Origin of the sequence: Acinetobacter nosocomialis, assembly GCF_041021905.1 — a bacterium.
In the GTDB taxonomy this organism is placed as follows: domain Bacteria; phylum Pseudomonadota; class Gammaproteobacteria; order Pseudomonadales; family Moraxellaceae; genus Acinetobacter; species Acinetobacter nosocomialis.
The window spans coordinates 67,402-79,577 of record NZ_CP157433.1 but is presented as its reverse complement, the minus strand read 5'-3'; the positions used below and the strand labels follow the sequence as shown (position 1 = coordinate 79,577).

The window sequence follows — 12,176 nt, the reverse complement described above, 5'->3', positions numbered from 1 at the left end:
TGTATGCAAAAAATCAAAGAACTAATAAAACCACAACTAGACGGTCTATTTGTTGATATTCAGAAATTGGTGAAAAAGTCGCAAGAAAGACAGCCTTCTTTACCTGAAGTATTGACGCAAGACATGCAGCAAAAACTTGATCAGCAGATCGCCGAAAAATGGCATGACATTAAAGATAGTGTTGATTGTTTGAGTCAAAAATTGAGCCGAGATGAACAATCTAAACTGATGCAATTTACTGAAGATGAATTTAATAAAAGAAGAAGGCAATTCAACCAGAATGTAGATAAAAAATCATACAGAATTAGGCTAAATCCACATACTAAACGGATCGTACTGCCTAGAAAAATTGAGAGTACGGAGTCACGGTTAAAACAAGGGCAGTTACATGCCCAGGTACTCAATGCTTTGAAAGCATATTGGAAAGATTCACTTGGATATTGGGATGACCCTAAATATTTGTGGGGGGATTTATGCTTAAGTTTTATATATATTTCAGGCTGTGCAGATGAACAGCATCTGGTTGCTATTCAGCAGCAATTGCAGGAGGCCGTTGAGCTTGGTACAGATCTGAATTGTTTTCGGTTATACCATTCGGACTACAAAAAAATCACTAATCCATTGTTACTACATTATCGTGTTGAAAACTCTCAATATGGCAACGATGTAGAACAGAGAAAGTTGTACCAATGGAAGCATGTTTTTTTTAACTCATATGCTCAGTTCATCTTGCAATATTTAAAAAAGTTGAAAGCTACTCATAAAGAATATCGTCTGCAACAATCAATTGAAGATTGTATTCTGGAAAGCTTGAGTCGCATGGGACGAAACAAAAGTTTGGGCGATCTGCAATATCAAATTAAACGCCGTGAATTTCGTGCATTTAATGATGTGCAAATGGTACTTGAATTTAATCCAAACCTTAGCCTAGATATATTTTTAAGTAATGTACTTCAGCAAGAGATTAATACTGTCGCCTTACGGCCATCCGAATTTAGATTGCTATGGAGTAATGAACGTAATCAAGTCATGGAACTAGAGAATAGCCCTATTCATTTTGAACAAGAGCAGTTACATCCTGAAGTTCCGACGGCTCAAAGCAAATTACAAACGATTCCGTATGAGTTGATGTTGTTTGATCAAAAGAAACGTAAAGGTCAAAAAGTTGAGCGCTTAGATAAAAAGAGGAATAAAGAAGAACGCACGCTACGTTTTTGGCAAGAAATCAGAAGGGTGTTAGAGGAGAAGATGCGTGATGCAAATACGGAAGAAAAGTCTTTAATTGAAGCCCAATTACGCTTAATTCACTGGTTAGTGCATTTAAAAAAAAGAGGGCTTCAATTATCAACTATTGAAAGCTACTTAGGATCATTTGCTAAAGAATTTATATTTGAAATTTGGCTTAATAAATTGGATTTAAAACAACAATCCATTGATGATTATGAAGATTTATATCGACAGTTGTTGAAATATAGCAGTGAACGAGATGCACAAGCAACTCAACGTGAAGCTGTTAAAGGAAAAACCTCTCGTAAGATGCACCAAACAGCAGAATACCGTTTTGGTCGCCTAAAAGATTTTCATCAATTCTGTATAGAGAATTATGATGCTCCAGGGGTATTGGTGTTACAGAATTCAAGTTTTAAGCATTTACAAATTTGCAATGCACGGCTAGTGAGTCCTTTGCTATTTGGCAAATTATTGGAAAAACTAGAAAATTTAAGTCAAGAGCCAACGGCATCAGAGTGGGTCGATCATCTGAGTTGTTTAAAGCTGATGTATTTACTAAGTTATAGAACTGGACTTCGATTAAATGAAGTTCGTTGTCTTAAAATACAAGATATTATTTGCCCAGAGCTACTTTATAAAGAAAAAGAAAATACAGTTTTTAATAATATCACGCTTCATATCCAAGACAATTCATATCGCCGTCTGAAAACGCGAAGTGCGAATCGTCAAATACCATTGAAAATTGCATTGTCAGAACATGAGTTTTTAGTAGTACAACGTTACATACAACATCGTTATGAGCAATATTTGGTTAATCAGCAGGATGATCAACTTTTTAGTGTGAATCATCGTGTATTAACTGATCAATGTATCAGCAAAATTACAGTAGATTTGTTTAGTCAAATATTAGGTATGCATCATGGCTTTAGTTTTCATACATTACGCCACAGTGCTGCTAACTATCTAGCAATAACTTTGCTCGGTTCAAAAGAAATGATCAAGACCTACACAGATTGTCCTTGGGTAAAAGCAAAAAAGATGAGGGATTTATTGTTTGGTATGAAAGCACGTGCTCAAGAAGAGATTATTCAACATAAATGGCAGGTGCTCGCCTCTTGGATGGGGCATAGCAGTATTGAGCAAACGGCTTCAAATTACCTTCATGTTTTGGATTTATTAGCAGTCGATCGAATTTATAATTCGCCGTGTATCATTTCAAAAAAAGTATTAGAACAGTGTTTTAGTCCAGTGAAGTCAAGTACAGACTACATAAACCTAAATCGTTATACTCAGCAACAGAAATGGTTTAATTCTTATCAGCAAACACAGCCAGTTACGATGGCTGGCCGACAAGAAAAGAAGTTTAGTATAGAGAAGAGTACTCTGACACCTTTTCAACGTTTGATAAGTTTTAGAGAAGGTCGTTTAAGCGAAGATACCCAAGCTCAAGAATGGATGCAACGATGTCAATGGATGAGCACTAAATGGATGGATCGCCAAAAATTTAATTTAAAAACGAATTATGTTTATAGTAAGAATTTAGAAGAGAGTTGGTTTGATGAACTTTACGAAAAGGCTAAAAAACTGACTCGTCCAGATGAAATAATTCCTCTCCTTGATTTTCATTATAAAGATGATAGGCAGCAAGATGCACTGAAAGAAAAGAACATGGTTAAGGCGCTTAAAATATTATTATTATTTGGAAAACTGCGTAAGAATTTTCTACATTTTCAATGCCGAATGAAAGGTGATGAGCAACAAATTGTTAATTTTATTACTGGTATAGAGCCAATGTTAGGAGATCATCTGTATTTAGAAAAACAAAACTACCCAGTTAATTTGGATGCTCCTGAGCGAACCGTTAAATTTAGTTTTCAAAGAGTTGTCGGCTCTAACAAAAAAAATGTTACTCCGCTGGTTATATTTAATTTAATGTTAAAAATGATGCAAAAAGATGAACTCTGGATCAAATAGCCTAAGCAGTTTAAAAAGGGGAATTTAAAAGTTTTAGCATCACAGTTTGATTACTGGATTTTAAACAATAGTGTGAAGATTAGCGCTTTGGTAAATCGATGAGCTAAAGTGTTGTAGTCCAAACTCGATCTGACAGTTACCCATTTTTGAGCTGTTGATTAATTTATCAAAAAAAATCAAGCCACCCACGGGTGGTTTTTTGTTGCGACATTTCACCAGTAACTAACTTTCTTAATGTGAATCATGCTAAGGCAGCGAATGAAGGGAAGCCGTTAGTTGTATTGATGGCACCACAAGAGAAAGATCGTTCGAAGGCTCAAAACCGTTTGTACTGGATTGGCTTAATCAATGGGCTAAAAGTCAAGGTAAAGATAAAGATTACGAGCATCTGTTCTTTAAGAAAAACTTCTTAGCAAAAATCTATGATTGCGATGACGTTGGCCAATACAAGAAAACATTCAAGGCTGTAAGAGAGTTGAAAGATTCTAATCATCCTCTCTACCAAGATGTAGCAAGTGGCCTATGTGAGCTAATGAGCACTACAGACGCAAGTACAGTTCAATTAACCGAATACTTAAACGACATTCATGCTTTCTGTAATAAAAACGGGTGTTATTTGGAAACGCCTGATGATCTTAAGTAGGTGCTTGAATAGTTGCTGATTTCATATTATTAATGTCTCTCACTTTATAAAATGAGAAACTAACAAATGGTAATGAATAATATTGAATATGATGCGGTGGTTGAAAGTGCGAAAATCAAAGCGAAAAGCGATATAACAGTAGCGGTTTTAAATAATGCAGCAAGTACGGGTTTAGTTGCAATTAATGATGCAAGTAAAGAAAAGCTTATTAGAGTTTATCAAAAAACTGCATGATCAGATTGATGAATAATATGAACCGCCCTTAAAGCGGTTTTTTATTGCTAGTAGAATATTTAAGGTACCTTTTCTAATAGGCACATACTATTAAAGTGTTTTTTATTTATTTTTTAGATTGAAAAGATTGCTATTTAAGTAATTTAAATATAAAAATCTTTATTGATTGAGCGTAGTTGTTATACAGGATATTTATAAGGATTTTAAAATGACAATTATCACATTGCTTGATGTTGAGACGAAGAAGAAGGTGATAGTTCGGTCCGTAATAGACCCAATAGCAAGAATAGACAAAAAAGGGAATATACAAATTATTCAAATTCATAAATGGCTAGATGATGAATCTGGAGATTTTGTTGATGAAGACTTATATGAGGCACTCAACAATGGAGAAGTTGGAATATACTTAACTTTGCAGTATATGATCATTGATATTGAAAATTAATTATTTTTTATTTTTAGTCAGTGTGATTTCTTACTCTCTAGAGCCTAATGGTTACTACACATAAGACCTTATTAAGTATTACCTATTGATGGGCACATATTCTTTATAAGTCTTGATAAGTAAAAAAATTATGTAGGCTAAAAATAAAACCATTCAAAAAAAGAAATCTTTATCTATTTAAATATGAATATTTGATATTTTTAATTCAGTCCCTATTGCTAGTGCTTAAATATTATGCCAATATGAAGTTGGAGATATTTCCGAATAGATATTTCCTATTTCAGGTCTAAGCGTTTTTTTTCGCTAAGCCCATTTCTGAATAAAAATAGGAAGTGGGCTTTTTTATTTTTAAATATTTCAGTATTATCAGTGTGTTGCTTTAAGTAACACTAAACCTTATTGATCAGCGCAAATATCAAAAAAGGGGGAGCTTGCCTACTAGGCAAGCTTTTTAAATTGATAATTTAAACACAATAATCCATTTTAAAGCTCAATAGAAAAATCAAACTTCCCTAGCTTTTATTCGTACTAATTTATTGAATATAATCGTTTTTATAATTTTTAAAATTTCCTTAAACTAAAAATGGAAAATTTCTTGTTGCAACATTGTTATAATAGGACTACCTTAAGAAAAATACTTTATAAAAATGAGGAGCTGCCGAAATGCCACAGTATCTCATGTTTGCGGAAAATATTTATAACAAAATTAAAGATGAGGAATTGTTTTCACATGACTGTATTGAAAATATGAACTTACTTATGACATGTATACGCAGAGAAATTGAGGGAACAGAATTTAAATTAAAATATAATTTTATTGATTTTGTTGAATTGTTTAGTAAACAATTAGATGAATGTAAAGTAAAAATAGATGTGAGTTTGATTCCTCCTCATAATTCAGAAGGTGAGTATATTTTATGGTTAGCTGGATTTATCGAAAAAATTACAGAAGGTGGACCTAAACCACCTCCGCCTATAAAGAAATTTATTCCAGAGTATATGAGCTTGAAATATGAATTAGATTTTTTACCTTTAAATGAGGAAAAAATTCAAACCGAAGGTAAAGAAATTACGGATTACTTTAATTCAAAGCTTTATAAGGCAACTTTTAAGAAATAATAGTTAGTTGTCTCTATTTTTAGCCACCGCCTTAGGGCGGTTTTTTTATGGGTAAGAATAATGGATTCTACAGAATACTTTTGGCTTACTCGGAAAAAAGAACCTAAAACTAAACTTAAAAGCCGGCCACTGCCAAAGCCTACACAAAAATATCTAGAGGCAGAAGAAGAATTTACTGAAACTTTAGATAATCTGGAAATTAAATATGAAAAGAAATTTCAGTTTAAGTCTACTAAGCACTGGCGGTTTGACTTTCATTTAATTGAGTATCGAATACTAGTTGAAATTGCGGGTGGTCCATGGTCTGGCGGTCGTAAGGGCAAACTTAAAAATAAAGCTTGTAGTCTTGATCGTTACGATGTGGCTGAAGAGATGGGCTACACCGTAGTTCGCATAGAGACAGCTTCAAGATGTCGCATTGATGAGTCTGGACCTTTGCAGTTACGGACTGAATACGCTAGTGAATGGCTAAAAAATTTAAAGAGGCAAATATTTAATGGATCAGATCAGACCATTTCCTCCAACTGATTTTATTGACCAAGCAGATGAAGAGGAAGCGATTCGCATAGTAGAAAAAGATTATTTTTTTAAGCTTAGTTCTTGGTTTGGTAGGGACTAATGGTTGCTCAAAGGTGGAAAAAGAGTCAAAAGAAGCTATCTTAAGCACCTTAAAAGATCCTGATTCAGCCCAATTCCAAAATATAAAAGGATATTGCGGAGAGGTAAATTCTAAGAATAGCTACGGTGGTTATTCAATTTGCAATAATTTGGGAAGCACACTGCACTCCAAATAAATTATCTTTAAAAGAGCGCAATGAGTGTGTAAAGGATGCATATAATCAGTCTCTTATAATGGATGCAAGGCTTAAAGGGGTTTCCAAGGAAAGCTTAAGGAATGAAATATTAACAGACAAAAATGCATCAAAAGCAGAAATTCAAGAAGGCTTAAGAGATATTGATCGTGCGTATAACAGTAATTTCAAAGATAAGGGTCTATAGGCACAGGATGTTGTTGCTAAATGTGTAAAGTTGATTGATTAGTGAATTGGTAAAAAGCACCCTAGGGTGCTTTTTTATTTAGACAAAACGCACTTCAACATGTTTACCAATTGCCGCAGCATATTTTTGCAATGTGGCAATAGATGGTGATGGTTTGCCTGTGATCAATGCTTTTTCTAGCCGTGAAACGGCAGAGGTACATTTGTTCCCACGCGTTCCGCGATTTGCGCTTGGGATAGACCTGCCTCTCGACGTGCAGTAAGTACCATATCGAGCAAGGGCATTTCTTCACGTTCAATTCGTTCGTATTCGGTACGCACTGCTGAACGAGATAATGCAAGTGCTTTCATTTCTTCATGTGTTCGCATTTTTCACCTCTTTCATGCGGTCAAGTGCTAGGTTTAGATCTTGCTTAGGTGTTTTTTGGGTTTTCTTAACAAAACTATGGAGCATTACAATGCGTTTACCGACTAGTGTGCAATACATAACACGAGCAATACCTTCTTGAGATTTTAAGCGCAACTCAAATAGTCCTTTACTCATTGGTAATGTGTGAGATTCTCCTAAGTTTGCGCCGGGGGTGAGTCTATTACTTTACCCAGTGCATTATTTAATATAGTTCTATAGACATCCAAGCGTTCTTTGTAATTTTCAATAAACTTAGTCAACTCTATGTCACCAGGGCTACTTAACTTACGAAAATGTTTTCACTTCCTATTATTTCACGAAAATAAAAGCTCATTGTGCAACGAATATAAATATAAGATGACTTTTAAATCAGCTTGTCTCTAATCTCGAATCCGCTAATATCCTCAAAAGCTATTTTTCTTGTCCATTTACTTCTTCAAATACACCTTTGGGGTTCAAAAGCATGTGTTTGATCGGTTGACCAGTGAGCTGATTAATATCCAAAAGATCATAAACCATTTGTTGTCCTAGCTGTTCACGCCGGACGGCTTCAACAATTTCCTGCATGTTTTGAAATTCTTCAAAACTCAGAACAACAGCTTCGGGCGTATTCTTCGTATAAACAAAAACAGGTTTATGACTTTCTTTGACACATTGAACAATTTTGCTCCAAGATTTGCGAACATCAGACGCAGAAACAATCGCACCGTTTATAAAAGTTAATCGACTCATATCTAAGACCTTATACTGGATGGCAAAAATTAAATCACTTTAGAATATTGTTCCGAATGTAAGAAAACGACCGTTATTTATTATGGGGCTATTATATTTCTAAAATTAGTAGATGATATTTGTATGTAACTATATAATCTAAAAAAATAAATTTTAAATCGTGCAAATTAAAAATAGGGAAAGCTATGCTTACTGGAGTCTATATAAATAATGTTGCTACTTATAGTGTACCAACACAATTAGATGGTTTAAAGCAGATAAATTTTATATTTGGGGCAAATGGGTCTGGAAAAACTACAATTGTAGAATTATAGATCAACCATTAGGCTACACACATTGTTTACTTCAATGGCTTGGTGAAGAACCAATAAAAACTCTAGTCTATAATAAAGATTTTATTGATCGTAATTTCAATCAAGAAAATACCGTTAAAGGAGTTTTTACTCTAGGTGACGATCAAGTTGAGGCAGAAGGTCAAATTGCTTTATTGCGTCCACAAATGAGGGTGAATGGAAGCGTAAAAAATATCAGCCTGAATATCGTCGCCAATGGCGTAAATTACATATTGGTATAGATGCTAAAACCTTACAAATACGCGCTGTTCAGCTCACGACCAACAATGTGAGTGATTCACAGGTACTTGGTGATTTACTCGATCAGATTCCACAAGATGAGAGAGTTGACTCCGTCTATACCGATGGAGCTTATGATACCAAACAGTGCCGACAGGTCATTGCGGATCGGCAAGCACATGCAGTGATTCCACCAAGAAAAAATGCGAAGCCATGGAAAGATAAAAAGATGGGCTCGCTAGAACGCAATGAGTTGCTTTGAACAGTTAAACGTTTAGGAAGAACTATTTGGAAGAAATGGCCAGGCTATCATCGGCGAAGTTTGGTTGAAACCAAGATGCATTGCATCAAATTATTGGGGGATAAACTCAGTGCGAGAAATTTTCAAAGCCAAGTCAATGAGATTCATGCACGTATGGCAGTATTAAATAAATTTACGGACTTAGGCAGACCACATACCCGAGTTGTCATTTAAATTTGAGTAGATATGAGAAGTCTTAACTTTTAAATCTTTGTGCAACAAAGCCTTAACAAACTAGAATTTATTCTTCTATTTGAAAGGATTCTTAAAATACTCTTTTAATATGGAAATAATTAATAGTGTACTGATTAAACCTAGAAATACTATAAGAACCCACAACATACAATCCAAAGAATATCAAACATTACTGATACAAAAATAATAATATTTTTTTGTCTATTAAGTAACTGAAATTTAGTTTTTTTTACAAGTTAAGTGTTTTATTAAGTTATAATTAAAAGTAAATTTTTCCCAACTAGTATAAAGTTTAAGAGTATAGGTTATTGAATTTTTTCTTATGCAAAAAAAAGTCAAGAATCTTTATTTAAGAAAAGGTGAACACTCATTTGTTCTGCAATCACAGTTCATTTTTAAAGCTAAGCAGCAAAAATGGACTAGTGAAGATATCCAAAAAATTATAGAAAAGACCTTATATCAAGATAAATATAGGGTATATGCAATTTTGAGAGAGTATTCTAGCCAGAATTACGGGTAAATTTGACTTGAAAAAGAGAAGGACTAAAGTCTTTTAGAAGGATATATCTTGGATCCTGAATAAGATTTTTACTATTAAAGGAGTAAAGTTTAGCCTCGATATAAGTTTAATCTATTATTTTTACAATAATATTGCATATATCAATACCTAATTTAACTTTAGTTCCTATCGCCAACCCTGTATGGTGTCCGTTCAGAAACACTCTATCGAGGCTAATATGTATAGTTTTTCTAGATCAATTAATTGAAACGAATCTCAAAGATGGGAATAAATACAGTAAATTATTGATTGGATATAAATTATTTTCTGATTTGATGAATGATCCTATATTTTATACAGAAGTGTCTAATTCAGCTCTGAGCGCTACGAAAAGAAAATATAAGCAACTAAAAATTAAAATCACCACACATCAATATCAGCTTCATTTTGAATAAATCAATAAAACGAAAGTTCTCAGCTCTCTCTTCGTATATGAGAAAGTCACAATTTATGGCCTTTCTCATATCTATTTAGCATAAAATCTCTTATGCGAATCTGGAAAGATTAAGTTATTTCGTAATATTTTATCCAATAAGCATTGTCGAAAATATCAGTGTAATAGCTTGACTTCTTACAATGTGAAAAATAGTCACAGCATAAATCTCTAATAATTTCAATTTCCTCTAGGCTATCAGCAGCATTGACTAAAAATATAAACTTGTCCAAGTTAACAAGTAATTTACTACTATTTTTCAAAGGTTTATTATTAGACATTGAATCCTATGTGTTTTCCTGTTGGAAGCTCTACATCAATACGAAGTTTTCCGCCCATTGCTTCGACATACTTTTTCATCGTTGAAATTTTAAGATCATGACCACGATTTTCGATTGCTGACAATGAAGGCTGTTTGATTCCAAGGGTTGCAGCCAATTCTTTTTGAGAAATCTCTAACTCTTCACGAATAAGGTGAAGCTGAGTTTCCAACAATAATTCATCCGCCATTTGTTGAATACGAGCTTGACTCTCTGGAGAGCGATTAGCCAATAATTCTTGTAGGGTCTTAGCCATTAGATTGATCTCCTAAAGTTGAAAGATGAATTTCGTATTGCTGATCGGCAATATCTAACATCTCTTTATAAAAACGCTTTTTACCACCTTTATCACCGATACACAGCACAATAGCTTGTCGTAAAGGATCAAACGCGAAAAAGGCTCTCAGTGATTTACCTCGATGCTGAACACGTAGGTCTTTCATATTGGTAAATTTGGAGTCATAGACGGTATCTACTAAAGGACGACCTAAACTTGGTCCCTGTTGCTGTAGAACGACCAACGCTGCGAGTACTTTCTCTTGTGTAGATTGATCTTGCTGTGCAAGCCATTCGTTAAACAGATCCGTTGTAATGACTGTCCACATATTACAACCATAATATAGATTACAATCTATATTTTATGCTTAATTGAATTATTATTCAAATGACAATAAAAAATCCCGACGTCATGTCGGGATTTTTCGGTGTGGAGCGCATAGGTAGGGCTGACTACCTAATGGTCATGGTGTCTGACTGATTATTCTTGTTTTAAGTCATTGAACATCCTGTTCATATAGATCGATCATAGGGACTTCACTGGTGCTTGGATACAAACAATTTCGTAAAATGCTGTAAGCCAAAGCGTACAAAAAATCATCAAAAATTATCCCAAAGCTTATCCGCAAGAAATGGGGATAAATTCAGAAATGGAAGCCTTAAGGAATCGGAAGGAAATTACGATTTGATCGCTTTTTAACCAATTTTATTGGCAAAATATATCAAAACTGCTCATAAAAAAGCCGACTTGTTTCCAAGTCAGCTTTTCGACATCGTCGAGCAAATTATTTATAGCATAAGTTTTTGATTTTTATATGTTTCAATTTGTTAATTTCGTATAACGCACACTATGTTAAATAGAAAATTTCTAGAAGTAATAAAAAAGATTATTTATTAACCAATAAATCAAAAACTATCTCACTAATTAGTATAACTTTATTGCAAAACTTTATTTATATTTCCAATATATGCAAATCCTTTAAATCAATGATTTATGGGTTTTTATATAATTTCAATATTTATTCATGAGATATACAATGAAAAAACTGCTTTTGGTATCACTTCTTGGGACTGTTGCAGCAACTACAGCAAATGCTGGTAGTACAACAATTCAGCCATATGTAGGCGCTGGTTATACATTTTTAAATAACGATGATGTTGATGTACATTTTCTAGGTCTGAATGGTGGTTTGCAATTTAATGAATATGTTGGTGCTGAAGTATTCTGGAATAAATCTGTGAATGACATCGAGTTCGATGGCGATTTAGAAGAACTTGGTGTAAGAACTGATGCCGATGTTCAATACTATGGTATTGGCTTAACAGCTAAATATCCTTTAGCAAATAACTTCTATGCTAAAGGTATGGCAGGTTATGCACGTGTTGACCTCGATGTAGATGCTACTTATCAAGGTTATACAGTTTCAGCTAGCGAAGATGATTCCGGTTTAATCATTCAGGCTGGGGCTGGCTATAACTTCACTCCAAACTTGGCTGCAGAAGTAGCTTACACACACGTTAATGCGTTTGATGGCTTTAATGGTGTAAATGCTCAATTAAAATATAACTTCTAATTTGTTGAGTAAAAGAGCGAGGAGAAAATCCTCGCTTTTTTTGGAAATTTGTACAACAGCCATTATGTTAAATGAAAGAAGTAGTGAATTTATTCTGTCTTATCAGTAGGAAGGTATAAAAAAAGACCAATAAGTTTTTACACTTATTGGCCTTTTCCTTTA

14 protein-coding genes and 4 pseudogenes are annotated in these 12,176 nt (G+C 33.9%); 12 read left to right on the top strand and 6 right to left on the bottom strand.

The genetic code is table 11. The annotated features are described in order from the left end of the window. Positions 1 to 3 precede the first annotated feature (3 nt). The 7 genes and pseudogenes from ABLC00_RS19040 to ABLC00_RS19010 all read left to right on the top strand — a co-directional run bounded on the left by ABLC00_RS19040 (position 4) and on the right by ABLC00_RS19010 (position 6,644). Entirely contained in the window at positions 4 to 3,204 is a 3,201-nt protein-coding gene (locus ABLC00_RS19040) for a site-specific integrase (protein ID WP_348941272.1), read from the top strand. 191 nt (positions 3,205 to 3,395) lie between these two features. Continuing rightward, positions 3,396 to 3,847: pseudogene (locus ABLC00_RS19035) on the top strand (hypothetical protein). 72 nt (positions 3,848 to 3,919) lie between these two features. After that, positions 3,920 to 4,081, top strand: coding sequence for a hypothetical protein (locus ABLC00_RS19030; protein WP_162137887.1), 162 nt, complete (start codon positions 3,920 to 3,922; stop codon positions 4,079 to 4,081). 208 nt (positions 4,082 to 4,289) lie between these two features. Next, the gene (locus ABLC00_RS19025; RefSeq protein ID WP_000152657.1) at positions 4,290 to 4,526 is read left to right on the top strand and encodes a hypothetical protein; all 237 of its coding nucleotides are present in this window, start codon (positions 4,290 to 4,292) and stop codon (positions 4,524 to 4,526) included. Positions 4,527 to 5,189: 663 nt separating this feature from the next. Beyond that, entirely contained in the window at positions 5,190 to 5,645 is a 456-nt protein-coding gene (locus ABLC00_RS19020) for a hypothetical protein (RefSeq protein ID WP_001136773.1), read from the top strand. A 60-nt stretch (positions 5,646 to 5,705) separates the two neighbouring features. Further along, entirely contained in the window at positions 5,706 to 6,173 is a 468-nt protein-coding gene (locus ABLC00_RS19015) for a hypothetical protein (protein ID WP_002123983.1), read from the top strand. Between the two features lie 216 nt (positions 6,174 to 6,389). Next, positions 6,390 to 6,644, top strand: a complete 255-nt coding sequence (locus tag ABLC00_RS19010) for a hypothetical protein (RefSeq protein ID WP_000236586.1) — start codon at positions 6,390 to 6,392, stop codon at positions 6,642 to 6,644. 78 nt (positions 6,645 to 6,722) lie between these two features. On the opposite strand, the pseudogene ABLC00_RS19005 reads toward ABLC00_RS19010, so the two are convergent. The 3 genes and pseudogenes from ABLC00_RS19005 to ABLC00_RS18995 form a co-directional block, all read right to left on the bottom strand. Further along, a pseudogene (locus ABLC00_RS19005) lies at positions 6,723 to 7,012 on the bottom strand (helix-turn-helix domain-containing protein). Then, positions 6,999 to 7,220, bottom strand: a pseudogene (locus tag ABLC00_RS19000) (type II toxin-antitoxin system RelE/ParE family toxin); the annotation flags it as partial. The pseudogenes ABLC00_RS19005 and ABLC00_RS19000, both read right to left, overlap by 14 nt. A 243-nt stretch (positions 7,221 to 7,463) precedes the next feature. After that, positions 7,464 to 7,784: a type II toxin-antitoxin system Phd/YefM family antitoxin gene (locus ABLC00_RS18995; RefSeq protein WP_002123990.1), complete on the bottom strand. Its 321-nt coding sequence runs from the start codon at positions 7,782 to 7,784 to the stop codon at positions 7,464 to 7,466. 185 nt (positions 7,785 to 7,969) lie between these two features. Here ABLC00_RS18995 and ABLC00_RS18990 point away from each other — a divergent pair, with 185 nt between their 5' ends. The 4 genes and pseudogenes from ABLC00_RS18990 to ABLC00_RS18975 all read left to right on the top strand — a co-directional run bounded on the left by ABLC00_RS18990 (position 7,970) and on the right by ABLC00_RS18975 (position 9,806). Continuing rightward, positions 7,970 to 8,098 (top strand): AAA family ATPase, encoded by a 129-nt coding sequence (locus ABLC00_RS18990; RefSeq protein WP_002123981.1) that lies wholly within the window; start codon positions 7,970 to 7,972, stop codon positions 8,096 to 8,098. Next, positions 8,053 to 8,358, top strand: coding sequence for an AAA family ATPase (locus tag ABLC00_RS18985; protein WP_315986151.1), 306 nt, complete (start codon positions 8,053 to 8,055; stop codon positions 8,356 to 8,358). Before ABLC00_RS18990 ends, ABLC00_RS18985 begins: the two co-directional genes overlap by 46 nt. Further along, positions 8,286 to 8,831, top strand: a pseudogene (locus tag ABLC00_RS18980) (IS5-like element ISAba13 family transposase); the annotation flags it as partial. The gene ABLC00_RS18985 and the pseudogene ABLC00_RS18980, both read left to right, overlap by 73 nt. Before the next feature lie 756 nt (positions 8,832 to 9,587). Next, entirely contained in the window at positions 9,588 to 9,806 is a 219-nt protein-coding gene (locus ABLC00_RS18975; protein WP_029747731.1) for a hypothetical protein, read from the top strand. 109 nt (positions 9,807 to 9,915) lie between these two features. Here the strand turns inward: ABLC00_RS18975 and ABLC00_RS18970 are convergent, their stop codons facing one another. From ABLC00_RS18970 to ABLC00_RS18960, 3 genes are read right to left on the bottom strand one after another with little or no spacing between them, the layout of a single operon-like run. Continuing rightward, positions 9,916 to 10,125, bottom strand: a complete 210-nt coding sequence (locus tag ABLC00_RS18970) for a hypothetical protein (RefSeq protein ID WP_000069471.1) — start codon at positions 10,123 to 10,125, stop codon at positions 9,916 to 9,918. Further along, positions 10,118 to 10,420, bottom strand: coding sequence for a helix-turn-helix domain-containing protein (locus tag ABLC00_RS18965; RefSeq protein ID WP_001140619.1), 303 nt, complete (start codon positions 10,418 to 10,420; stop codon positions 10,118 to 10,120). Before ABLC00_RS18965 ends, ABLC00_RS18970 begins: the two co-directional genes overlap by 8 nt. After that, complete coding sequence (locus tag ABLC00_RS18960; RefSeq protein ID WP_006581604.1) at positions 10,413 to 10,769, bottom strand: type II toxin-antitoxin system RelE/ParE family toxin; 357 nt, start codon at positions 10,767 to 10,769, stop codon at positions 10,413 to 10,415. The genes ABLC00_RS18965 and ABLC00_RS18960 overlap by 8 nt, the downstream gene beginning before the upstream one ends. Before the next feature lie 708 nt (positions 10,770 to 11,477). Here ABLC00_RS18960 and ABLC00_RS18955 point away from each other — a divergent pair. Continuing rightward, entirely contained in the window at positions 11,478 to 12,014 is a 537-nt protein-coding gene (locus tag ABLC00_RS18955) for a porin family protein (protein ID WP_033846784.1), read from the top strand. Positions 12,015 to 12,176 lie beyond the last annotated feature (162 nt).

What these genes read in the sequence shown, in the direction of transcription:
- ABLC00_RS19040 (WP_348941272.1), top strand. Translation starts at nt 4, where the DNA reads ATGCAAAAAATCAAAGAACTAATAAAACCACAACTAGACGGTCTATTT.
- ABLC00_RS19030 (WP_162137887.1), top strand. Translation starts at nt 3,920, where the DNA reads ATGAATAATATTGAATATGATGCGGTGGTTGAAAGTGCGAAAATCAAA.
- ABLC00_RS19025 (WP_000152657.1), top strand. Translation starts at nt 4,290, where the DNA reads ATGACAATTATCACATTGCTTGATGTTGAGACGAAGAAGAAGGTGATA.
- ABLC00_RS19020 (WP_001136773.1), top strand. Translation starts at nt 5,190, where the DNA reads ATGCCACAGTATCTCATGTTTGCGGAAAATATTTATAACAAAATTAAA.
- ABLC00_RS19015 (WP_002123983.1), top strand. Translation starts at nt 5,706, where the DNA reads ATGGATTCTACAGAATACTTTTGGCTTACTCGGAAAAAAGAACCTAAA.
- ABLC00_RS18995 (WP_002123990.1), bottom strand. Translation starts at nt 7,784, where the DNA reads ATGAGTCGATTAACTTTTATAAACGGTGCGATTGTTTCTGCGTCTGAT.
- ABLC00_RS18990 (WP_002123981.1), top strand. Translation starts at nt 7,970, where the DNA reads ATGCTTACTGGAGTCTATATAAATAATGTTGCTACTTATAGTGTACCA.
- ABLC00_RS18970 (WP_000069471.1), bottom strand. Translation starts at nt 10,125, where the DNA reads ATGTCTAATAATAAACCTTTGAAAAATAGTAGTAAATTACTTGTTAAC.
- ABLC00_RS18965 (WP_001140619.1), bottom strand. Translation starts at nt 10,420, where the DNA reads ATGGCTAAGACCCTACAAGAATTATTGGCTAATCGCTCTCCAGAGAGT.
- ABLC00_RS18960 (WP_006581604.1), bottom strand. Translation starts at nt 10,769, where the DNA reads ATGTGGACAGTCATTACAACGGATCTGTTTAACGAATGGCTTGCACAG.
- ABLC00_RS18955 (WP_033846784.1), top strand. Translation starts at nt 11,478, where the DNA reads ATGAAAAAACTGCTTTTGGTATCACTTCTTGGGACTGTTGCAGCAACT.